Origin of the sequence: Candidatus Epulonipiscium sp. (genome assembly GCA_012519205.1) — a bacterium.
Lineage (GTDB): Bacteria > Bacillota > Clostridia > Lachnospirales > Defluviitaleaceae > JAAYQR01.
In genome coordinates this window covers 23704-45824 of sequence record JAAYQR010000017.1, presented here as the reverse complement: position 1 = coordinate 45824, position 22121 = coordinate 23704, and the positions used below count along the sequence as shown (strand labels likewise).

The window sequence follows — 22121 nt, the reverse complement described above, 5'->3', positions numbered from 1 at the left end:
TATTCACTCCATCTTTAAATTTAGTAAGGGAATAAATTGGTTTTCCATTTCTGAAAATATTTCTGTTCTATGGATTTGCATTGTATATTCCCTAAACTTCCATTGGTTTTCTTCATAAAGTTTTTTAAGCACAGTTTCAGGTTTTAGATTTATCCTGCTTCCTGTTGCCAATTGTAAGTCAAGAGTCCATTGCTTATCTCTTTCTTCCATGGAATAATGCTGAATCATATGCTTGATGTTTATTTCTCTAACCTTCTTTTTCCCTTTCTTTATAACCCATATTTCTTTTTGAGAAAAAAAGCTTTCCCCCTTTTTTATAAAATCATCTGGAACATCTTTTTTATTGATAAATATTTTATAGCTGGCAGAGTCAACTGCTGCCATGCCTATTTTATCACCTTCCCCAAGATGAACGACATCTTCTATCTTAAGACCTACAGGGAGAACTTTGTTAAGACTGTGCTTAATTTGTATGTTTTCCATATTACAGTCTTCATTTAAATCTAAATCCATATATTCACTTTCACTAGTTGCCCCTATAGGTAGGGGAAGGGCAATATACATAAGCTGGTGAGGATTGTATCCCTTTGAATATTTTATAGGAAGTTTAGCTCTTTTTATACATCTTTGAAATAGTCTAATTAAGTCAAGATGACCCACAAATTTCGTGTTTCCAGACTTTGTAAACTTAATTCTAACCTTCATAACAAACTCCTCCCCCAAATCCTTTTGCCCCACAATCTTCACACTTTTGCCTACAGTTAGGGGTTCTTTTCCCGTTTAAGGCTCTTTCATGTTCTTTCTTTAAAAATGTCTTTGTTACTCCAACAAAAATATGATCCCAGGGAAGAATTTCATCGTAACTTCTTCTTCTATTGGCATAAAACCAAGGCTCTATCCCAGTTTCTTCAAAAGCCTTATTCCAATGGTCCATATTAAATAATTCAGTCCACCCGTCAAATTTTGCTCCAAATTTCCAGGCAGAATAGAGTAGTTTCCCTACTCGCCTATCTCCTCTTGCAATTGTTCCTTCTAGGGCACTGATTATAGCATCGTGATAATTATATTGAATCTGTCTTCTTTTTATTTTTCCTTTTAAAGCATATTGTTTATCCATAAATTCTTGATAACTATTTTGTGGCTCCCATTGAAAAGGCGTAAAGGGTTTTGGTACAAAACAAGAAGAACTTACAACAACTTTCACGGCCTTTTTTCTTTCTTCCTTAGGGATACTATAAAATATATCCACTATTTTTTCTGATAATTTAGCTATTCCCAAAATATCTTCTTCTTCCTCTGTTGGGAGTCCAATCATAAAATATAATTTTACCCTATCCCATCCACCTTCAAAAGCCCTTCTTGAACCCTCCATAATATCTTGTTCATTTATTCCTTTATTTATGACATCTCTTAGTCTTTGTGTCCCTGCCTCTGGGGCAAAAGTTAAACTGCTTTTCCGTATTTCCTGTATCCTTCCCATCAAATCTAAGGAAAACTCGTCAATCCTGAGGGAGGGAAGGGAGATATTTACCTTGGCCTCCCTACAGGTTCCAAGTAATTCCTCTGAAAAACTCTCCAATTCTGAATAATCGCTGGTACTTAAGGAAGACAATGATATTTCATCATAGCCTGTACTTTCTAACAGCATCATAGCTTGTTTCATAAGCACATCTCTTGATTTTTCTCTAACAGGACGATAGACAATTCCTGCATGACAAAACCTACATCCCCTGATACATCCTCTAAAAACTTCCAAAACTACTCTATCATGAACTGTTTGAATCCAAGGAATTATTGCCTTAGAAGGATAAAAGGAATTATTTAAATCCTTAACTATTTGTTTTTTTATCTTTGTCTTTGCCCTTTTATGGTTAGGAGTGAAACTTTTGATTGTACCATCTTCGTTATAATCAACATCATAAAAACAAGGTACATATATTCCTTCAACATCCAGCAGTTTTTCTAGGAAGTCCCTTCTTGAACCGCCCTGTTTTTTATGTTCTTTATAAAGGTTCAATACTTGTCCTAGTGAAGCCTCTCCTTCCCCAATATAGAAAAAGTCTACAATTTCTGCCAAAGGTTCTGGATTGTATGCACAAGGTCCTCCTGCACAAACAATGGGATGAGCATCTGTTCTGTCCTTGCTCCATATAGGTATACCTGATAAATCAATTAGATTAATCACATTTGTATAACACATTTCATATTGCAGGGTGAAGCCCAAAAAATCAAAATCGGCAATTTCATTTTGGGATTCTAATGAAAATAATTTAATATTATTTTCCCTCATTTTTTGCTCCATATCTACCCAGGGAGCAAAAACCCTTTCACAGTATGTATCTATTCTTTCATTTAAAAAATAATATAATATCTGCATTCCAAGATGGGACATACCAACCTCATAAACATCAGGAAAACAAAATGCAAATCTTATATCTATTTCTTTAGGATTCTTTATAATAGTATTTACTTCATTTCCGATGTATCTAGCGGGCTTTTCTACCTGTGTTAATATTTTATCTTCTACCCTTAACTTTACCATTGTTTTTCCTCCATAACTACAATTCGTTTAATTAAAAACTTATTGCAAATTCAACATCTAATATATGAATGACTTGGCCCTTTACCATTCAAATGTGCAATTTATATATTACCTTAACAAAAAAAAATAATCAAATCATAAGTAAGTAATTTTATTCATGATTTGATTATTCCATGGCTTCCTCCAATATGGGTAAATCTACATAACTAATAGGATCAATACTTAGACCATTTCTAAAAATACTATAGTGCAAATGGGGTCCTGTTGATAATCCTGTATTTCCAACAGTTGCAATTATTTGGCCTTGTTCAACCAAATCTCCTTCTTTTACAAGAATTTCATTACAGTGGGCATATTTGATTGTATATCCCCCTTGTACTTCATATTCCACAACATTTCCATAAGTATAAGATAATTCTCGTTTTGATACTCTTCCACTTTTAACTGCTACTATGTCTTTATTTTTCTCCGTGCCAATATCAATGCCATCATGGAACTCTTTCTTATCTAAGACAGGATTGGTTCTATTTCCGTAGGCAGAAGTAATATTCCCTTCAACAGGATTTATCCATGGCTCTTCATATAATCCAATACCTGCTCTAAATCCTATGGAATCACCAATTCCATAGGCTCCCCCAATTCAGGCTCTAATATAAAAATTTCTTCATCCTTATTAAGATTTATATCTTCTAATTCACCACCATTTTGTTCTATATCTAGGATTTGATCCTTTGGCATATTAGGTTCTTCTATTAAACAATCTTCCATCCTATCTTTATCACTGCTATTTTGAGTTTTATCCTCTTCAACCCAATCTTTTACTAAAGGAATATTACCAACTGTGTTTTTTACCGTGGTTATTGCTTCATCCCATGTCATATTATAATATATAACTTCACCAATATTTTGTGTGAGTGAATTTGTAAATTCTAATGGGGTGAACTTTAAAACTAAAATAAATAGAAATACAAAAACACTAATTCCTAGTTGTTTTAACATTAAGTTTAATATTACTTCCTTCGTATTGACCTTTTGATTTCGATATCTTCTTGTAGAGCCATGTAAATTCCTTCTCCTTTTTTCCATAATGCCCCTCCCATATTAATTTTATCAATACAATAGTCTATGGATACAATTAATTATATTACTAGGGCATTGTTTTTATGAGGATTCGGCTGTATTTATTAAAATGCAAAAAATGCACCAAAATGTGCATTTTTATCTCATAGCATCTCTCCACTCTAAATCCCCTCGTTCCAAAGCTTTTATAAGAAGTTCCGCAGTGGCCAAATTAGTTGCAACCGGAATATTATGGATATCGCATAATCTCATTAGGGCAGCTATATCTGGTTCATGATGTTTTTGTGATACAGGATCCCTCAGGAATATAACCATGTCAATCTGGTTATGGGCAATCTGGGTTCCTAATTGTTGTTCTCCCCCTAAATGCCCTGCAAGATATTTATGAACAGTCAAATTAGCTGCTTCTTCTATTAATCTCCCTGTGGTACCTGTGGCATAAAGGTTATGTTTAATTAATATATAGCGATATGCTATGGCTAAGTTTTCCATCAACTTCTTCTTTGCATCATGAGCTACCAATCCTATGTTCATATACTTTCCTCCTAAAAAAAAGACTTTTCTCTTCTCATGCCAACATTTAATATCAGTCCTACACCTATCATGTTCGCCCATAAAGAACTTCCTCCAGCGCTAAGAAAAGGGAGAGGGATTCCTGTATTAGGAAGAAGTGCTGTAACAACTCCTACGTTCACAAAAGTCTGAAATCCAATCATTGTAATAACACCTACAATTAATAACTTTCCCAGGGCATCCTTTGCATCTTTGGCAATCCAAATCCCCCGTATAATTATCAAAAGTATTAATCCTATTACTGAAATACATCCAATAAATCCAAATTCTTCACCGATAACAGAAAAAATAAAATCAGTATGAGGCTCAGGTAAATAACTTAATTGATTTAATGTCCCTTTATACAAACCCTTGCCATAAAGCTGACCAGAGCCAATGGCGTGAACTGACTGTTCTGTTTGAAAAGTGTTATCAGAGCTTTGTTCCTCATTGTTAATCATTGAAATAATGCGATCTCTTTGATAATATTTTATAAGTTTTTGGTCTGGAGTTTTAATAATGTATAAAAAAGCTATTGTCAAAATGGGAATTCCTATAAGAAGAGCCCCTAAAATATATTTATAGCTGATGCCCCCTACATATAATAATACCAAAAATATAACTACAAAAACAATACTAGTAGATAAATCAGGCTGTTTTTGTATAAGATAAACAGGTACTACTAAAAAAATAAAAGCCATTATTACTGTTAAAAAGGTGTTCATTTTATCTATTCTTTTATCAAATAATTTTGCCATAAATAAAATTATAATTATTTTTGCAAACTCAGATGGTTGAAGACGAATGGGCCCGATTTCAAGCCAACGAACTGCTCCTTTAGCATCATCTCCTAGAACAAGAACCGATAACAAAAGTCCCAATCCTACTACATATGCCAGTATATATAGTTCACCTAAAATATGATAGTCAATAAGTGCTGTAACAAGCATTAATATAAGGCCAATTAAATAGAACATTATTTGTTTATGGACATACTCAGGGTCAGCTCCAGAATTTACATGAAGAGCACTGCTAATTGCAACAACCCCTATCCCTACTAAGGCTGTTACTAGAAGAACTAACCCTATATCAAAACGTTTTAATTGTTCCTTGGAAATCATTTCTAATCACCTTTCATAATGAATTAAGCAGGATATATATCCTGCTTAATCATCGACTTCCTGCTTTACTTATGTTTTTTATTGGAATATTCGCATATAAAACTGGGACAGTACCATCATTTTCTTCTAATTTTGTTTGATCAATCCCTATATCTAAGTCTGTCTCGTCTATATCCATATAGTTTGATATAACTTTGATAATATCGGATTTCATCATTTCTAGAAGCTCGGTGGAACAGTTAATACGATCATGAATCAATAGTAATTTTAATCTATCTTTCGCAACGCTCCCCGAACTTGGTTTTCTACTGAAAAATTTTAAAATTTCCATGGTAATTCACATCCTTTAATTACCTATTCCGAATAATTTTTTTATCTTACCCATAAATCCTTCATTGATATCTAAATCCATCAATGGTACATTATTTCCCATAATGCGTTCAACTGCATTCCTAAAGGCTTGTCCCGCTAAAGAAGATGAATCTGTTACTGCTGGTTCTCCTCTATTGGTTGAAACCACAATATTTTCATCATCTGGTATAACCCCTAATAAATCAACAGCTAATATGTCAACCACATCATCCATCGCCATCATGTCTCCCCTTTTTACCATATTCATACGAATACGATTTAGAATAAGGGTAGGATTTCTTAGTTCGCTTGCCTCTAATAAACCAATGATACGGTCTGCATCCCTAACTGCTGATACCTCCGGTGTTGTAACAACAATAGCTCGATCAGCCCCAGCTATGGCATTTTTAAACCCTTGTTCAATACCTGCAGGACAATCAATAATTATGTAATCAAATTCTTCCCGAAGTTGATCACATAACTTCTGCATCTGTTCCGGACTGATAGCGTTTTTATCCCTAGTTTGAGCTGCTGGAAGCAAATATAATGTAGGGTAACGCTTGTCCTTAATCAAAGCCTGTTTAACCCGGCAGTGACCTTCCACAACATCAATTAAATCATAGACTATTCTATTTTCTAGTCCCATGACAACGTCTAAATTCCTAAGACCAATATCTGCATCTAGTAGCACTACCTTATTACCTTTTAGTGCGAGCCCAGTTCCAATATTGGCCGTTGTAGTAGTCTTACCAACGCCCCCTTTTCCCGATGTAATAACAATAACCTGACTCATGCAATTTCCCCCTTGCTGGCAAAGCATAATCTATATATTCATATTCTAACAGAAGTTTAATAAAAATGCATCATTTTTATTTCTACAAAATTTATCATGAAACTATTAATTATTACAAGTTTTCTAGGAGCTTATGATCTATTGGTTCAATATAAATGTTTTCATTATGTAAATGGGCGATTTGTGGAAATAGTTTTAGGCCTTCCTTATAATCTTCTTGGTCTGGAGCCCTTGTAATTATACCGCCTATTCGAAGTTGCATAGGTCTCATTCCTAAAGCAGCAACAAAGGCTTTACTACTGCCATCACAACCGGCATGAACGATTCCTTTGAGGAAACCTAGGATAATGATATTTCCTTTAGCAATTATTTCCCCGCCGGGATTCACATCCCCAATGACTACCACACTTCCCGGAAATTCTATTGACTGTCCGGAGCGGATTGTTCCCTTATAGTATTGGGTTTTATCTACTTCCATTCTTCCATTTTCAATCCTATTTAGCGGGAAATCATCAGGTCTATCCCCTGATTTCTTTGCACCAATGTTTTCCTCGTGAATATAACTTATGTTCAATTGGGTTTCTTCTGAAATAATTTGTAATAATTTATATTCTTCATCTTCATTTAAGATACGTCCCTTAAAGGTAATACTAACCTTCGCATCCTTAAAGAATTTTTTTGCTTCCTCGGTCTTCTTTCTTAGAACTTTTTTTAAGATATCAAAATCTATATCAGGGCTTAATAAAATAACCAATCCATCCTTTGTCCCTTTGAAAATTACACAGTTTTCATGATTCATACCTAATTCCCCCTTTAGCCCCGAGTATGCCTATCCAAAGAATTTTCGATACTTTTTTTCTTTTATTTCTAGTTTTTCATTTAAATAATAAATACCTTGGTATACAAATAATGAGATAATTCCTGTATATACCACACCGGGTAGCATAATATTATTAAAGAAAAATATAAAGTTGATTTTCCCCCTCACTAGATAAGTAAATACATAGACTGATAAATCATAAAAAAAAGTACTAAAGATAGTTAAAACAAGGGGTAATAAAAAGCTTTCTGGATAGAAATCCTTATTTATCTTTCCACAAAAATATCCAATATACATTCCAATTAAGGCAAAAAATCCAATAGCTGTTCCAAAGTATACATCTTGCAATAATCCCGCAAAAAGTCCTACAATTGCCCCCTCTTTACTTCCCCTAAGAAGTGCAAAAGAAACAATAATCATTATGTAAAAATTAGGAATAACACCTCTTATTTTCAGGGCCTGAAAATAAGTAGATTGCAATATATTGGTGATTATTAAAATGATACTTATAGCAAATATTCGGCGCACATATACTACTCCTTTGATTCTCCATCTTTTTTATTCCACTTTTTGTTAATTACCAAGACTTCCTCCAAATGTCGAAAATCCACTACAGGCTCAATTAATGCATATTTTGTTAATCCATGGCTTTCTATTTCAATTTCTTTGACAATTCCTATCATAATACCAGGAGGGTATATATCACTCAAATTTGAAGTGACAATTTCATCACCCTTTATAATATCTGCCTCAGCATCGATATATTCCATCTTGCAAAGCCCATCGTTCATTAAGGTTATATCTCCTTTAACAACCCCTAAATCCCCTGTTCTTAAAACTTTTGAGCTAACCGCATTTCTATCGTCAATAGCAGATAAAACCTTAGAATAATTAGGCGCAGTTTCAATAATATGACCTGCCAATCCATTTCCGGAAAGTACTACCATATCTACTTCTAATCCCTGATTACTGCCCTTATCAATTAAAAAAACATTGTACCAATTTCCCGGATCCTTACCGATTATTTCTGCCCCGATTTTCGGATAATCAGCATATTTTTTATCTAGCTTTAGCAAGTTTCTTAATCGATTATTTTCATCTTTATACTGCTGCAATATTTTATTTTCATAGGACAATTCATCTACTTTTTTAAGAAGCTTGGTATTTTGTTTTTCTAAATCTTTTATATTCTTAACAAAGCCTATTTGATCTATTACCCAGTCCCCGACACTACTGAACGACTTTTGAACAGGAATGACCACATAACCTAGTCCTTTTTCGATAAAAGAAATATTATTTCTTTTCCCAAAGGTAGCAACCAGTACTAGAACTAGTAAAATAGTTAAAAATAAAAGTAAATACTTATTAGGAATCTTAAATGAGTGCTTCAAAAAAAACCTCTCCTATCAAATAATTATTTTTAAATCTTTTTAGGAGATATTAATACATTTCTTAGAGTCTCTATATGCTCCAAGGCAAGTCCTGTTCCCAAAGCAACGCAATTTAAAGGTTCAGAAGCTATGTTAACAGGCATACCTGTTTCCTCAGTTATGAGCTTATCCAATCCCGATAACAATGCCCCTCCTCCTGTTAACATTATGCCTGACTCCATTATATCAGCTGCCAATTCCGGTGGGGTTTTTTCTAAAGTATATTTTATGGCATCTACAATGGCATTAACAGGTTCTCTTATAGCATCCATGATTTCGGTGGATGTAATGTTCATAGTTTTAGGAAGTCCTGTCACTAAATCCCTTCCCCTTACTTCCTTACTTTCTTCTTCAAGTTTCCGAAAAGCAGAGCCTATCGTTACCTTGATTTCTTCTGCTGTCCTCTCTCCAATCATAAGGTTGTACTCTTTTTTGATGTAATTTACGATATATTCGTCTAATTCATCCCCGGCTACCCTTAGGGACTTACTAGTCACAATGCCGCCAAGGGAAATGATGGCTACCTCACTAGTACCCCCTCCAATATCAACCACCATACTTCCGGTAGGTTCTTCTACTGGAAGACCTGCACCTATAGCAGCAGCCATTGGCTCTTCTATAAGATGGGCCTCCTTAGCACCTGCGTTCTTGGCAGCTTCATAAACGGCTCTCATTTCCACCGCTGTAACCCCTGAGGGAACACAAACAATAACCCGTGGCTTGGAAGTAAAAAGTCCTCTTCTATATGCCTTTTGAATGAAATATTTAAGCATTGCTTCCGTTGTAGCAAAATCTGCTATAACCCCATCTTTTAAAGGTCTTGTTGCTACGATGCTCCCCGGTGTTCTTCCTATCATCTGTTTTGCCTCATCACCTACAGATAATACCTCATTGGTCCTCGTGTTAACAGCAACAACTGATGGCTCACTAACGATAATTCCTTTACCTTTTAAAAATACCAATGTATTTGCAGTTCCCAAATCTATGCCCATGTCTCTTGAAAAAAACATAATTTTTCCTCCCAAATAACTATTCTAGATTATATACGATTATCCCCACCGAAGTTTGCCTTAAGTATTTAAAACTTCTAACTTCTATATAGTATAGCCCATATTTATGTAATCCATTAAAATATAAGTAAATTCTTTATAAGTTTGATTTTTTTGTATGTAAACACTAGTAACATCATACCCTTTTTTATTGTTTTTTTCAACAAAAATCTATATAAAAAGGACTATAACTCTAAATAAGGTTTTAGTCCTAGGGCTTTCATATGATACCTCGTTCTTTTAAGCTTATATAACTTCCATCACCTATTATAATGTGATCTAGTATATGAATACCGATTAATTCTCCACATTCTATCATTCTTTTAGTTACTTGTATATCTTCTTTACTTGGAGAAGGGTCTCCACTGGGATGATTGTGCAGCATTATAATTGCTGTGGCACTTTTTTTGATTGCATATTTGAATACTTCCCTTGGGTGAACTATGGAAGAATTAATACTTCCTTTAGTAATGTCTCTATCTGAAACAATCTGGTTTTTTGTATCTAAAAGTGCTATCTTAAAATGCTCCTGTTTTAGATATCTCATTTCTTCCATATAAACGGATGCAATACTACTTGGAGAATTAATCCTATGCTTTAATAAGTTTTGATGTTTGGATATTCTTTTAGATAATTCTAGGACTGCTTTTATTTGGATTGCTTTAACCCTTCCAATCCCATTTATACTCATTAATTCATCAAGAGAGTATTGGTACAATCCATATAATCCTTCTTCTTTTTCCAAAGCTAGTAATCTTTGTGCTAATTCCACCACCCTTACATTTCTTGCACCAGTTCTAAAAACTATTGCTAATAATTCTGCCTCAGATAGGACCTGTGGTCCGAAATGTTCTAACTTTTCATAGGGTCTTTCCAGTTCTGGGAGTTCCTTCATAGACATATGGGAGCAATTTATAGTGGTCATTACTCACACTCCTGACTTTTAAAAGTAATATAATTAAATAGTTCAATGTCTATTTCTCCTAATAATGCAGCAAGCAGCTTTAAAGGAAGACCCACTACATTATTATAATCCCCATGTATTTTATCTATAAGTAGGGTTCCTATCCCCTGTATGCCATAGGAACCTGCCTTATCCATAGGTTCCTTAGTATCTATATAAGCATTTATAATCTCTGGTGATAACTCCCTCATATGTACTTCCGTTTTTTCGAAGCCAGATTTTATGATATTGTCTGAGGTTTTAATTAGGGTAATACCTGTATACACTTCATGCATATCCCCCTGAAGAACAGAAATCATAGAATATGCATCGTCCATGTCTTTAGGTTTTCCAAGAATCTTGTTCCTATGAACCACAATGGTATCTGCCCCTATGACTAAATAACCTTTTCCCAAACCTCTAGCTACATCTTCTGCCTTTTGTCTGGATAATTCAATCACCAAGTCCCATGGCAGGGTAGAGGGTTCCATCTTTTCTTCGGCACTGCCAACGATAATATCAAAAGGGATTCCTATTTGTCTAAGAAGCATCCTTCTCCTTGGAGAACTTGAGGCTAAAATAATCTTGTCCATACATACACCGCCTAATGCAATTAGTAATTTGCTATATTTTCCTATATATAAGTATAGCCCCTATAATTCCTATTATACTTCCTATAGTAATTTGTATTTTGATGCTGAATTCAATATATAATAATTCCAAATCTAAAACCAAAGGGTTTTGAAATCCAAATTCTTTACCATATCTAATCCATTCCATATAGGGAATCTGTCCAATATAATGACCGATAAAACCTCCTATAACAATTCCTCCTAACAAAAATAAAAAAAGTGCCCAATTATTCTTTCCCCTTGTTCCATTCACTAGATACCCTCCTCAAATTGTATTTGTCCTATATTTTAACACAACTTATTAATCTTTTCATAAAAAAATGCACCAAAGCAAATTGTGCATTTTTTTTATATAAGATATACCATTTAATTTTATTTTTTAATTTAGAACAGGGTTCTATCCATACCTATATTAAATTGCCTCTGTAGAATAATTATCTTTATTAGAAATCCCTTCATCTAACACTTCTCCAAGGATGACTTTTGTAGGACATTTCTTAACGCAGGCCATACATTCCGTGCATTTATCATATTTTATATGGGCAAGATTGTCTTGAAACTCAATGGCATCATATTCACAGGCTTTAACACAAAGTCTGCATCCAATACATCCCACTGAACAGTTTTCCTTCGCTTCCTTACCTTTATCCTGTGAATTACATACTACTCTTACCTTATTTTTAACCGGTATCAATTCAATAATTGCTTTAGGACAAGCATCTACGCATTTCCCGCAGGCAGTACATTTTTCTTCGTCAATTACTGCAATTCCATTTTCAATTTTAATAGCTCCAAATGAACAAACCTTTTTACAGCTTCCAAGTCCGAGACAGCCATAGCTACAAGCCTTAGCACCACCCCCGGGAACAAGGGCTGCATCCCTACAATCCATAATTCCGTGATATTCGTATTTATCTTTAGCCTTATCACAGGTTCCCTTACATTTTACAAAGGCAACTTTTCTTTCAGTCTGCTCTACCATAAGCCCCATATAGGAGGCAATTTTTTCTATAGATTCACTATTATTAACCGGGCAGGCAGCAGGATTAGCACTTCCACCCACCACTGCTTTTGCAAAGGCATCACATCCGGCAAAACCACAGCCCCCACAGTTAGCTCCTGGGAGTAAATCGCGAACTTGCGGAATCCTTTCATCAACTTCCACGGCAAATTTTTTAGAAGCAAATCCAAGTCCCGCCCCAAATACTATTCCCAACCCACCTATACTGATAATAGGATAAAGAATATTTGTTATATCCATTTTTCCCCTCCTTATTAAAGTAGTCCCTGAAAACCTAAAAATGCTATTGACATTAGTCCCGCTGTGATAAGAGCTATGGGAAACCCTTGGAATGCAGCTAAAATTTTATTGTTTTCTATTCTTTCCCTTATTCCTGCGAAAAGTACAATAGCTAAGGTGAATCCTAGGGCAGCCCCCACACCGTTTATAATACTTTCAATTAAATTGTATCCTTCGTTCATATTGATTACTGCTACCCCTAAAACTGCACAGTTTGTTGTAATCAAGGGAAGGTACACTCCCAACGCCTGATAAAGTGTTGGGCTTGTTTTTTGAATAACCATCTCTACAAATTGAACTAGGGAAGCTATCACTAAAATAAATGCTATAGTATATAAATATTCAATTTGCAAAGGAATCAGCATCCAGTGATACACCATATAAGAAAACATGGAAGCTAAGGTCATTACAAAGGTTACAGCTATACCCATTCCTAGAGCTGTTTCTGCTTTTTTTGACACTCCAAGGAACGGACATATACCCAAAAACCTTGATAATACGAAATTATTAACTAAAATAGCACTCAGAAATAAAATAAATAAGTTCATTTGTTCCCCTCCTATGCATCCTTTACCTTTTTATTCCTAAAATGATTTAAAGTGGCCATAAGGATGCCTAAAGTAAAAAATGCACCAGGAGCCAAAATCATAATCACCGCCGGTTGATACGATGACGGCATAATAGGAAAATCAAATATTTTTCCTGCCCCTAAAATCTCCCTGACGGAGCCTAAGATAGCTAAAGCAAGGGTAAATCCCAATCCCATTCCTAATCCATCTGCTATGGATGGCAATAGTTTGTTTTTAGATGCATAAGCTTCTGCCCTAGCTAAAATGATACAATTCACTACAATCAAGGGAATAAACAAGCCTAATTGGCTATACAAACTACGTACAAATGCCTGTAGGATGAATTCTACGAGGGTTACCAAACTGGCAATGATTACAACGTATGCAGGTATTCGAATTTTAGATGGTATAAATTTGCGCAATAATGATATAAATAAATTGGAACCGACCAATACAGCAGTGGTAGCTAGTCCCATCCCTATGCCATTTTTTGCTCCTGTTGTAACAGCTAAGGTAGGACACATTCCGATTACTTGAACAAATGTCGGATTCTCCACTATAATTCCATTTGTAATTCTTTCTACTAACTTTTTCAACTTTATTCCCCCTAATTAAAATCAAAAGTTATTTCTTCATCCGTTCCCCCATGGTGTTGCAGAAATATAAGGACTTCATTTACCCCATCTGTAATAGCTCTTGATGTGATAGTTGCCCCCGTAAGGGCTTGTATTTCATTATCTTTATTAGGTATCGTCTTAGTTACTGTAAGTTCACCAGATGTATCCTTATATTGAGAGGTAAAAGAATCATCCTCTGCATTAGCACCTAAGCCTGGAGTTTCCGAATGTTTTAGCATTTTAATTCCTTGCACAATCCCGTCCTTAGAAACCCCTACCATTATTTCAATAGGACCTCCAAAACCTTTTGGGGATACCTTTACTACAAAACCCTCTAATAAATCCCCCTTATATCCCGCATTAATTTCTGAAATTTTGGAGCCCTTGGGCAATTCAACCATCACTTCTTCAAATCTATCTGCCTGGGAGAGAGTTTCATTCATAGCTTTTTCTCTAGCAAGGCGGACCTGATTTTCTATAGGTTCTTTAGTAATTTCATGGGCGAAACCAAGAAGCATAGCAGAAAAAGCTGTAATAGCAAATAATATTAATCCAAGCTTCATTATCTCTTTCATTATTTCACCTCCCCAAAAACTCGAGGCATTGTATATTTATCAATAAGCGGAACAGCTAAATTCATAATAAGTATTGCATAGGACACCCCTTCCGGATATCCTCCATAAAGACGTATCACTGTTGTAATGATTCCACAACCTATTCCCATTATATATTGTCCTCTTTGGGTAACAGGAGAAGATGAATAATCCGTAGCCATAAAAAATGCTCCTAGGATAAGCCCCCCCGTAAGAATTTCGTATACGGCATTGGGGTCAAACATTGCATCTCTACCCAAAATAAATGTAAGTATAAGTACGGTTCCAATGAAGGTTGCTGGAATCCTTATGGAAATCACCTTTTTGTAAAGCAAATATCCTGCTCCAATCAAAAGAGCAATAGCCGAGGTTTCTCCAATAGACCCTCCAACATGGCCTATAATTACATCTATTATGGGCGGTAGTGCCCCCCCTTCTTTTAAAATCCCTAAAGGAGTAGCTGTGCTTATTCCGTCTATAGTCCAGTTTGTCATATGTCCTGCCCAAGAAGTAAGTAAAAATGCCCTTGCTGCTAGGGCGGGATTAATAAAGTTTTGACCTAATCCACCAAATAGCTGCTTTGCAATGATAATAGCAAAGGTTCCCCCTATAATAGGTATCCAAAAAGGAACTGTAGGAGGCAGGTTCATTGCAAGGAGTAATCCTGTAACTGCCGCACTATAATCATTTATTGTAATTTTTTGTTTTGTGAGCTTTTGCCATAGGGCTTCTACTCCAACACAAGATGCTATTGATAAAACAATAGTAATAAAAGCTCCTAGTTTAAAAAACCAAATCCCCATCATTGCCCCAGGAAGTAATGCAATTAAAACATCCCTCATTATACTCTTTATAGAATTTTTAGAGGAAATGTGAGGAGATGAGGATACTGTATATACGTCCATAGACATTAAATCTCCCCCTTTATGCGTTTTTTCTCCTATTATTTAATATCTCTCTTTTTGCTGTACGAACCGATTGAACCAAATGCCTTTTGGAAGGACATGCAAAAGTACAAGTCCCACATTCCATACAATCCATTCCATGTATTTTTTCAAACTTATCATATTCATGATTTAAAGCATATTGATTGAGGAGTAAAGGCATTAGATTGATTGGACAAACGGATATACATTTACCACACCGAATGCAATTTTGCTCTTCTGGTAGTTCAGCCTCTTCCTTGGATAAGCATAAAATCGCAGAAGAGCCTTTTACTATCGGAACATCCAATGAAGAGAGGGCTAATCCCATCATAGGACCTCCAGATATTATCTTTACAGGTTCTAAGGAAAAATCACCGGCTGCCTCTATAAGCTCCCTATATGTAGTCCCTATCCTAACCTTGAAATTTTTAGGTTCCTTTATAGCTTTTCCAGTTACAGTTACAATCCTTCTCATCAAAGGACGCCCACGGACAATTGCCCTTTGGATTGCCACGGTGGTATCTATATTATGAACGATACATCCAACATCTGCCGGCAATCCCCCAGAGGGTACCTCTCTTCCTGTAATAGCATATATTATTTGTTTCTCTGCCCCCTGTGGGTACTTGGTTTTAAGGAGTTTTATCTCTATATTTCCTATTCCTTGAGCTGCCTTTGTAAGGGCTTTTACTGCGTCCATCTTATTATTTTCTATTCCAATATATCCCTTGGCTCCAGGAAAAAGCTGCAGAATGATTTTTAAACCTTCTATTACTCTATCAGTCTCCTCTAGCATAACCCTATGATCTGAAGTTAGATAGGGCTCGCATTCTGCACCGTTAATAATAATAGCATCTATATGTTTTTCTGGTGGTGGAGATAATTTAATGTGGGTAGGAAACCCCGCCCCACCCATACCTACAATACCTGATTCTTTGATAATCTCAAGGATTTGTTCCTTTGTGAAATTTTTATAATCTCCCCTAGGACCGATGGATTCATGTTCTTCATACAAGCCATCGTTTTCTACTATAACCGATAATACTTTATTTCCATTAGGATGAGGCATTGGAGTAACATCTTTAACGGTACCCGATACTGAACTATGAATCGGCGATGAAACAAAGGCCGTAGCTCCCCCTATTTTTTGTCCTACCAAGACCCTATCCCCTTTTTTAACTAGAGGCTCACAGGGTGCACCTATATGTTGAATCATAGGAAACACCAAATTTCCCTTAGGAAGAAGATATTCTATAGGTTTGTTTTCCGTAAAATGCTTCCCATGGGGAGGATGGACGCCCCTTTTAAATGTAAGCAAACGCATAATTTTCCCCCTTCTTATTTAAAGATAGTCCAAGACCTAAAGTCATAAATCTATCATAATACATTGCCACTTTTTCCTCAAGAAATGATAAAAAATGCACAATGGATTTCTACATTATTTACCACCTTTCTGCATTCCCCAACCCTCTAAGAAGATTTGTTTTGTATGCAGTATGCATTCCCTTTCAACCTTCTAGCAAGTAGAATAATCTTATAAATTTCTTCTATAATTTATGGTCTTCGTCTAATTTCTATCAAACCCTGATTTATGTAATCTTTAAGCCAAAGAATAATAGATATATCGCTAATAGGAACTCCGTCTAAAATGTTTTTTATCTCCTTGGTATCAATTAAAAATAATTCATCATTGTACTTATGCTCATAGACAAATTCCACATCTGGATTAGACATAATTAGATTCGTTATAGTACTGGTAATATCCCCTAAAGGCGCTCTATCTATATGATTATACATCATTACCGCCCTAATTTTTGTCCCCCCTCCCTTGGAACTTATTATTTCGAGATTACCATTGCATCTTTTACAGGCCTCCTCTAAAAGAGAAATTCCAAGGCCTACTTTCCTTGTTGTCCGAGTAGTTTTAAAAGGATTTTTTACTACTTTTACAAACTCTTCATCCATCCCTTTACCATTATCCTCAACAAGAAATATAAATCTATTATTATGGATATCCTCTTCAATCTTTACATTAATACTTGTCGCCTCTGCCCTAATGCTATTTTCTACAATATCCAAGATATGCAGGGATAACTCCTTCATACATTGCCTCCCTTTCATAAGAAGTGATTGAAAGCCCAACCGTCTATAATCTTTAAGATTAATATATAATGAATTGTACACTACTTTAATAATAAATCAATAATATTACATAATAAAAACATCCTTTGAAAGGATGTTTTATTAATATTTACAGGATGCATTAGGTCTTACTTTACCATCCCCTTTTTTCGTATGATATATCTATTTCGTCACAATTGATTCCAACCATGGCTTCTCCTAAATCCTCTGATACCTTAGCTAATATTTGGGGTTCATTAAAATGTTTTACTGCTTTCACAATGGCTTTTGCCCTTTTTGCTGGGTCCCCTGATTTAAATATCCCAGAACCTACAAATACACCATCGCTTCCTAACTGCATCATAAGCGCCGCGTCTGCAGGGGTTGCTACTCCTCCAGCTGCAAAGTTAACCACAGGAAGGCTTCCTAATTCCGCTACCTGTTCAATCAAGTGATAGGGTGCACCTAATTCCTTTGCAAAGGTCATTCTTTCTTCCCTTGCCATAGTTTTAAGTTTTCTTATTTGAGACATCATAGTTCTCATATGCTTTACTGCCTGAACTACATCTCCCGTTCCTGCTTCTCCTTTAGTCCTAATCATCAGAGCGCCTTCTCCTATTCTTCTTAAGGCTTCCCCTAAATTCCTTGCACCACATACGAAAGGGGTCTGGAAAGTTTTTTATCTATATGATATTGATTATCTGCGGGAGTTAGGACCTCGCTCTCATCTATATAATCAATCTCTAAGGCCTCTAAAATTTGCGCCTCTACAATATGTCCTATTCTGCATTTAGCCATAACTGGTATATCTACTGCTCCTTTAATTTCCTTTATGAGCTTGGGATCTGACATTCTTGCTACGCCACCCTGTTTTCTAATATCTGCTGGAACTCGTTCTAGGGCCATAACTGCCACTGCCCCCGCTTCCTGTGCAATAAGAGCCTGTTCCTTATTGATTACATCCATTATTACTCCGCCCTTTAACATTTGGGCTAGGTCGTTTTTTGTTTCACATTGTGTATTCATTTTTTCTCCTCCTATGTCTTGGAAATAGACATTTGATATTTAGTATGATAAAATATTGTATCGATACACTTTAGCATCCTTACATAAAAGAGTATCTTTACATTATAATCATTATACTTATATAATAGGTTAAATCAATGACTAAGGGAGGATTTTATAAAATGAATCATTTTGTATCGATACAGTTAGATAAAAATAGAAAGACCCCTCTTTATCAACAACTAGGGGATGCTTTATATGAATTTATTCAAAATGGCATCTTAAAGCCCAATATGAAACTTCCTACTATCCGTAAGCTTGCATCACAGCTTAAAATTAATAATGTAACCGTGGTTAATGCATATAAATATTTAGAAAACAAGGGAATAGTATATGCCCAGATGGGGAGCGGCACTTATGTTTCTCCCCTTCCTTTAGAGGCATTATCCTCTCCTATTATTCAAGAACCCAATAAGGATATTCAATTAAAACAGATTACTATGACTAAAAATACTATTAATTTTGCTAGTATTTCTCCTACCACCGATATGTTTCCCGTGGATGATTTTAAATTAGTGTTAAATGAAGTCCTTGATAGGGATAGGGGAGATGCATTTAGTTACCAAGAAAGTCAAGGATATGATAGACTCCGGGAAGCTATAGGGGATTATCTGGAGAACTATGGAATACACGCTACCCAAGATAAAATCCAAATAATTTCAGGGGCACAACAAGGTATAGATATACTCTCTAAGGCATTGCTACAATTTGGAGATACCTTATTTGTTGAAAAACCAACTTATCATGGGGCTATTGCTGCTTTTCAAAGTCGTGGAGCGCGGATAGTAGAGGTGCCTTTAGAATCCGATGGAATGGATACTTCTATCCTAGAAGACTATCTAAAACTTTATCACCCTAAATTTATATATATAATGCCTTATTATCAAAATCCTACAGGATATTCTTATTCATTAAAAAAGAAACGAATTATCCTAGATTTGGCTGAAAAATATAATATCTATATCATCGAGGACGATTATTTAAGTGATTTAAATTACTCAAAACAGCCTAATATCCCCCTAAAGGCTTTGGACCATAGAAATCGGGTTATCTATATTAAAAGTTTTTCGAAAATCCTAATGCCGGGGTTACGTTTGGGTTTTTTGGTTGTTCCTAAAACACTATTAGATTATATCCTATCCGCTAAACATACAACCGATATTTCAACCTCTAGTTTTATCCAAAGGGTTTTTGATTTATACCTTAGAAAAGAACTATGGAAAAAACATATTGGAAAAATATGCGATATTTATGAAAAAAGATATAACACCCTAACTAACTCTTTGGATAATTACCTAAAGGATTATATGACTTATACTCCTCCCCAAGGTGGATTAAGTATATGGGTTAAATTCAAGGAAGAAATCTCTGTAAGTTCCCTATGTGACTTGTTACTATCAAGAGATGTTATTCTTACTCCCGGTTCTTTATTTTCCATTACACAGGATTCATTTTCCTCCATAAGAATTAGTTTTGCGGCTGTGGATGAGGAACAGATTGAAAAAGGAGTCAAAAAAATAAAAGATGTAATAGAAAATATGATAAATGTACCGGCTTCTATTACACCTCTTCTTTAATATTAAAGACTTTCTGTCTTTACTTCTATGATTGCTTTATAGATATATATGATAATTATTGCATAATAAGCGAAGAAAAACATCATCCCAAAGAATGGTATACGGATTGGGATTTGTTTTATAACTAGTTTTATGATTGAAGGTAGGGTCAGGGAATAAATTCCTATCTTATAAATACCATCATATTTAAGATTTCCTTTGCTTATTGCATTTACTATAAGCCCTAATATGCTTACTATAAGAGAACTAAATAATTTCCCCAATACAGCTCCTAGTATTACAAAAACAATAATAATAGGAATGATTATATACTTTAATTTAGGCATAAAAGCCTTTATAGAATCTCTATCAAATTCTAAATTCCCCAAATCTGTATACTTTATCTCCTGATATTGAGGCCCTTGTTTGTTAATCATACTGTTTTTGTACAGAATAAATCCTTGATAATAATCATTAAGTATCCCTTTATCAATTTGATTTGTAGTATCAATTATTATAATCTGACTGCCTTGTTCAAAGACCATAGGCATTTCATCCTCTACGGTTAATTCCCCATTGCTTAGATTGAAATAAGGTATTTCTGATTCAAAGGTTTTTACAGCCATATCGATAACTTTATTTGTTAAGTAAATAGGTTTAATACATCCTAGTAGACCAATAATTAGGGAAAGAAGTACCAAATAACCTATAGCCCTTCCAACAGATTCCTTAATTATTAAAGGATACATTTTAAAGTCAGTTATACTCTTTAAAATCTTCGAAAAAAAGCCTGTTTTTTCATTTTCCATTTATTAACCTCCTAATATTACTTTTTAAAAACAGCAGATTGAATACCCTATCAATTCTGCTGTTTTTTATAGTTACTATTATATTTTATAATGTTCTAACAGAAAGAATTCCATTTATTGCTTTTAATTTTTCTACAATTTCATCTGATACCTTTTTATCAGAATCAATCATAGTATACGCCCAATCTTTTTTACTCTTATTCATCATGTCCATAATATTTACCCCAGCATTTGCAAGGGTAGTAGTCACCTGTCCTACCATATTGGGAACATTTTTATGGGCTACAACCGTACGATTATTAGTTGATCGGGGCATTTCACAATCTGGGAAATTAACCGAATTTTTAATGTTTCCATGTTCTAGATAATTTTTCATCTGTTTCGCCGCCATAATTGCGCAGTTATCTTCAGATTCTGGAGTGGAAGCTCCTAGGTGAGGAATAGTGATAATATTCTCTATGTCTATCAAATCTTCTGATGGGAAATCCGTAACATAGCAAGATACTATACCTTCCTTAATAGCTTCTTTTAAATCAGCATTATTAACCAATTCTCCTCTAGAGAAATTTAAGAGTCTTACTCCCCTTTTCATAAGAGCAAAAGTTTCTTTATTAAGCATATATTTTGTTGCATCCATTAAAGGTACATGAATTGTAATGTAATCACACTCAGAGAGTAAAGTATCAAGACTGCAAGCTCTATGGACTGACCTAGATAACCCCCATGCTGCATCTATAGAAATATATGGGTCATATCCTTGCACATCCATTCCCAGGGATTTTGCCGCATTGGCTACTAATACCCCAATAGCTCCTAAACCTATTACTCCTAACTTTTTACCTAATAATTCGGGACCTGCAAATCCTCCCTTGCCCTTTTCCACTAACTTGGGTACTTCATCGTTTTTGCCCTTTAAACTTTTGGTCCAATTAATCCCATCAACAATCTTCCTAGATGAAATAAGAAGCCCCGCTAATGCTAATTCCTTAACTCCATTGGCGTTAGCTCCTGGAGTATTAAATACAACTATGCCTTTTTCTGAGCAAATATCCACAGGAATATTATTAACCCCTGCCCCTGCCCTTGCTATTGCTTTAAGTGAAGCAGGTAATTCCATATCATGCATTTTAGCACTTCTAACTAAAATCCCATCAGGGTTATTACCCTCGGTAGAAACTTCATAGGTATCCTTAGGTAACAGTTCTAACCCCACTTCTGCTATATTATTTAAAGTCTTTATTTTAAACATCTT

Annotated in this window: 25 protein-coding genes and 1 pseudogene; 1 reads left to right on the top strand and 25 read right to left on the bottom strand. The window is 35.0% G+C overall.

The annotated features are described in order from the left end of the window. Positions 1–3: 3 nt before the first annotated feature. The 23 genes and pseudogenes from GX308_05445 to pdxS form a co-directional block, all read right to left on the bottom strand. A complete protein-coding gene (locus tag GX308_05445; protein NLK21518.1) occupies positions 4–705 on the bottom strand; it encodes a DUF2344 domain-containing protein in 702 nt (233 codons plus the stop codon). After that, positions 695–2542, bottom strand: a complete 1848-nt coding sequence (locus GX308_05440; protein ID NLK21517.1) for a TIGR03960 family B12-binding radical SAM protein — start codon at positions 2540–2542, stop codon at positions 695–697. Before GX308_05440 ends, GX308_05445 begins: the two co-directional genes overlap by 11 nt. A 166-nt stretch (positions 2543–2708) precedes the next feature. Then, positions 2709–3182: a M23 family metallopeptidase gene (locus tag GX308_05435; GenBank protein NLK21516.1), complete on the bottom strand. Its 474-nt coding sequence runs from the start codon at positions 3180–3182 to the stop codon at positions 2709–2711. Further along, positions 3149–3628 (bottom strand): hypothetical protein, encoded by a 480-nt coding sequence (locus tag GX308_05430; protein NLK21515.1) that lies wholly within the window; start codon positions 3626–3628, stop codon positions 3149–3151. Before GX308_05430 ends, GX308_05435 begins: the two co-directional genes overlap by 34 nt. A gap of 132 nt (positions 3629–3760) precedes the next feature. Continuing rightward, positions 3761–4156, bottom strand: a complete 396-nt coding sequence (locus tag GX308_05425) for a methylglyoxal synthase (GenBank protein ID NLK21514.1) — start codon at positions 4154–4156, stop codon at positions 3761–3763. A gap of 11 nt (positions 4157–4167) precedes the next feature. Further along, on the bottom strand, positions 4168–5295 hold the full coding sequence (rodA, locus tag GX308_05420) for a rod shape-determining protein RodA (GenBank protein ID NLK21513.1): 1128 nt from the start codon (positions 5293–5295) through the stop codon (positions 4168–4170). 49 nt (positions 5296–5344) lie between these two features. Continuing rightward, on the bottom strand, positions 5345–5626 hold the full coding sequence (gene minE / locus GX308_05415) for a cell division topological specificity factor MinE (protein NLK21512.1): 282 nt from the start codon (positions 5624–5626) through the stop codon (positions 5345–5347). 15 nt (positions 5627–5641) lie between these two features. Next, complete coding sequence (gene minD, locus GX308_05410; GenBank protein ID NLK21511.1) at positions 5642–6439, bottom strand: septum site-determining protein MinD; 798 nt, start codon at positions 6437–6439, stop codon at positions 5642–5644. 112 nt (positions 6440–6551) lie between these two features. Then, positions 6552–7238 (bottom strand): septum site-determining protein MinC, encoded by a 687-nt coding sequence (gene minC, locus GX308_05405; protein ID NLK21510.1) that lies wholly within the window; start codon positions 7236–7238, stop codon positions 6552–6554. Between the two features lie 30 nt (positions 7239–7268). After that, positions 7269–7787, bottom strand: a complete 519-nt coding sequence (gene mreD / locus GX308_05400; protein NLK21509.1) for a rod shape-determining protein MreD — start codon at positions 7785–7787, stop codon at positions 7269–7271. Positions 7788–7792: 5 nt separating this feature from the next. Next, positions 7793–8650 carry a rod shape-determining protein MreC gene (gene mreC / locus GX308_05395; GenBank protein ID NLK21508.1) on the bottom strand — a complete coding sequence of 286 codons (858 nt, stop codon included), beginning with the start codon at positions 8648–8650 and terminating at the stop codon, positions 7793–7795. A 29-nt stretch (positions 8651–8679) separates the two neighbouring features. Continuing rightward, a complete protein-coding gene (locus GX308_05390; protein NLK21507.1) occupies positions 8680–9699 on the bottom strand; it encodes a rod shape-determining protein in 1020 nt (339 codons plus the stop codon). Between the two features lie 259 nt (positions 9700–9958). After that, a complete protein-coding gene (gene radC / locus GX308_05385; protein ID NLK21506.1) occupies positions 9959–10663 on the bottom strand; it encodes a DNA repair protein RadC in 705 nt (234 codons plus the stop codon). Then, complete coding sequence (gene maf / locus GX308_05380) at positions 10663–11274, bottom strand: septum formation protein Maf (protein NLK21505.1); 612 nt, start codon at positions 11272–11274, stop codon at positions 10663–10665. Before maf ends, radC begins: the two co-directional genes overlap by 1 nt. A gap of 31 nt (positions 11275–11305) precedes the next feature. Next, positions 11306–11566 carry a DUF4321 domain-containing protein gene (locus tag GX308_05375; protein NLK21504.1) on the bottom strand — a complete coding sequence of 87 codons (261 nt, stop codon included), beginning with the start codon at positions 11564–11566 and terminating at the stop codon, positions 11306–11308. A gap of 159 nt (positions 11567–11725) precedes the next feature. After that, complete coding sequence (locus GX308_05370) at positions 11726–12574, bottom strand: RnfABCDGE type electron transport complex subunit B (protein ID NLK21503.1); 849 nt, start codon at positions 12572–12574, stop codon at positions 11726–11728. 14 nt (positions 12575–12588) lie between these two features. Next, on the bottom strand, positions 12589–13161 hold the full coding sequence (gene rsxA, locus GX308_05365) for an electron transport complex subunit RsxA (protein ID NLK21502.1): 573 nt from the start codon (positions 13159–13161) through the stop codon (positions 12589–12591). Positions 13162–13172: 11 nt separating this feature from the next. Further along, complete coding sequence (locus tag GX308_05360) at positions 13173–13778, bottom strand: electron transport complex subunit E (protein ID NLK21501.1); 606 nt, start codon at positions 13776–13778, stop codon at positions 13173–13175. An 11-nt stretch (positions 13779–13789) separates the two neighbouring features. Continuing rightward, positions 13790–14374: an RnfABCDGE type electron transport complex subunit G gene (locus GX308_05355; GenBank protein NLK21500.1), complete on the bottom strand. Its 585-nt coding sequence runs from the start codon at positions 14372–14374 to the stop codon at positions 13790–13792. Next, positions 14374–15303 carry an RnfABCDGE type electron transport complex subunit D gene (locus tag GX308_05350; GenBank protein NLK21499.1) on the bottom strand — a complete coding sequence of 310 codons (930 nt, stop codon included), beginning with the start codon at positions 15301–15303 and terminating at the stop codon, positions 14374–14376. Before GX308_05350 ends, GX308_05355 begins: the two co-directional genes overlap by 1 nt. A 13-nt stretch (positions 15304–15316) precedes the next feature. Next, positions 15317–16642: an electron transport complex subunit RsxC gene (rsxC, locus tag GX308_05345; protein NLK21498.1), complete on the bottom strand. Its 1326-nt coding sequence runs from the start codon at positions 16640–16642 to the stop codon at positions 15317–15319. A 230-nt stretch (positions 16643–16872) separates the two neighbouring features. Continuing rightward, entirely contained in the window at positions 16873–17421 is a 549-nt protein-coding gene (locus tag GX308_05340) for a sensor histidine kinase (protein ID NLK21497.1), read from the bottom strand. 172 nt (positions 17422–17593) lie between these two features. Further along, positions 17594–18465: pseudogene (pdxS, locus tag GX308_05335) on the bottom strand (pyridoxal 5'-phosphate synthase lyase subunit PdxS). 161 nt (positions 18466–18626) lie between these two features. Between pdxS and GX308_05330 the strand changes: the two are divergent. Next, complete coding sequence (locus tag GX308_05330; protein NLK21496.1) at positions 18627–20081, top strand: PLP-dependent aminotransferase family protein; 1455 nt, start codon at positions 18627–18629, stop codon at positions 20079–20081. A 2-nt stretch (positions 20082–20083) separates the two neighbouring features. On the opposite strand, the gene GX308_05325 is transcribed toward GX308_05330, so the two are convergent. Next, positions 20084–20869, bottom strand: coding sequence for a DUF1189 domain-containing protein (locus GX308_05325; GenBank protein ID NLK21495.1), 786 nt, complete (start codon positions 20867–20869; stop codon positions 20084–20086). Positions 20870–20954: 85 nt separating this feature from the next. After that, on the bottom strand, positions 20955–22118 hold the full coding sequence (locus GX308_05320; protein NLK21494.1) for a phosphoglycerate dehydrogenase: 1164 nt from the start codon (positions 22116–22118) through the stop codon (positions 20955–20957). Between the last annotated feature and the right edge of the window lie 3 nt (positions 22119–22121).

What these genes read in the sequence shown, in the direction of transcription:
- GX308_05430 (NLK21515.1), bottom strand. Translation starts at nt 3,628, where the DNA reads ATGGAAAAAAGGAGAAGGAATTTACATGGCTCTACAAGAAGATATCGA.
- rsxC (NLK21498.1), bottom strand. Translation starts at nt 16,642, where the DNA reads ATGCGTTTGCTTACATTTAAAAGGGGCGTCCATCCTCCCCATGGGAAG.
- GX308_05325 (NLK21495.1), bottom strand. Translation starts at nt 20,869, where the DNA reads ATGGAAAATGAAAAAACAGGCTTTTTTTCGAAGATTTTAAAGAGTATA.
- GX308_05390 (NLK21507.1), bottom strand. Translation starts at nt 9,699, where the DNA reads ATGTTTTTTTCAAGAGACATGGGCATAGATTTGGGAACTGCAAATACA.
- rodA (NLK21513.1), bottom strand. Translation starts at nt 5,295, where the DNA reads ATGATTTCCAAGGAACAATTAAAACGTTTTGATATAGGGTTAGTTCTT.
- GX308_05340 (NLK21497.1), bottom strand. Translation starts at nt 17,421, where the DNA reads ATGAAGGAGTTATCCCTGCATATCTTGGATATTGTAGAAAATAGCATT.
- minC (NLK21510.1), bottom strand. Translation starts at nt 7,238, where the DNA reads ATGAATCATGAAAACTGTGTAATTTTCAAAGGGACAAAGGATGGATTG.
- GX308_05370 (NLK21503.1), bottom strand. Translation starts at nt 12,574, where the DNA reads ATGGATATAACAAATATTCTTTATCCTATTATCAGTATAGGTGGGTTG.
- minD (NLK21511.1), bottom strand. Translation starts at nt 6,439, where the DNA reads ATGAGTCAGGTTATTGTTATTACATCGGGAAAAGGGGGCGTTGGTAAG.
- GX308_05330 (NLK21496.1), top strand. Translation starts at nt 18,627, where the DNA reads ATGAATCATTTTGTATCGATACAGTTAGATAAAAATAGAAAGACCCCT.
- minE (NLK21512.1), bottom strand. Translation starts at nt 5,626, where the DNA reads ATGGAAATTTTAAAATTTTTCAGTAGAAAACCAAGTTCGGGGAGCGTT.
- rsxA (NLK21502.1), bottom strand. Translation starts at nt 13,161, where the DNA reads ATGAACTTATTTATTTTATTTCTGAGTGCTATTTTAGTTAATAATTTC.
- GX308_05355 (NLK21500.1), bottom strand. Translation starts at nt 14,374, where the DNA reads ATGAAAGAGATAATGAAGCTTGGATTAATATTATTTGCTATTACAGCT.
- radC (NLK21506.1), bottom strand. Translation starts at nt 10,663, where the DNA reads ATGACCACTATAAATTGCTCCCATATGTCTATGAAGGAACTCCCAGAA.
- GX308_05445 (NLK21518.1), bottom strand. Translation starts at nt 705, where the DNA reads ATGAAGGTTAGAATTAAGTTTACAAAGTCTGGAAACACGAAATTTGTG.
- GX308_05440 (NLK21517.1), bottom strand. Translation starts at nt 2,542, where the DNA reads ATGGTAAAGTTAAGGGTAGAAGATAAAATATTAACACAGGTAGAAAAG.
- GX308_05350 (NLK21499.1), bottom strand. Translation starts at nt 15,303, where the DNA reads ATGTCTATGGACGTATATACAGTATCCTCATCTCCTCACATTTCCTCT.
- maf (NLK21505.1), bottom strand. Translation starts at nt 11,274, where the DNA reads ATGGACAAGATTATTTTAGCCTCAAGTTCTCCAAGGAGAAGGATGCTT.
- GX308_05425 (NLK21514.1), bottom strand. Translation starts at nt 4,156, where the DNA reads ATGAACATAGGATTGGTAGCTCATGATGCAAAGAAGAAGTTGATGGAA.
- GX308_05320 (NLK21494.1), bottom strand. Translation starts at nt 22,118, where the DNA reads ATGTTTAAAATAAAGACTTTAAATAATATAGCAGAAGTGGGGTTAGAA.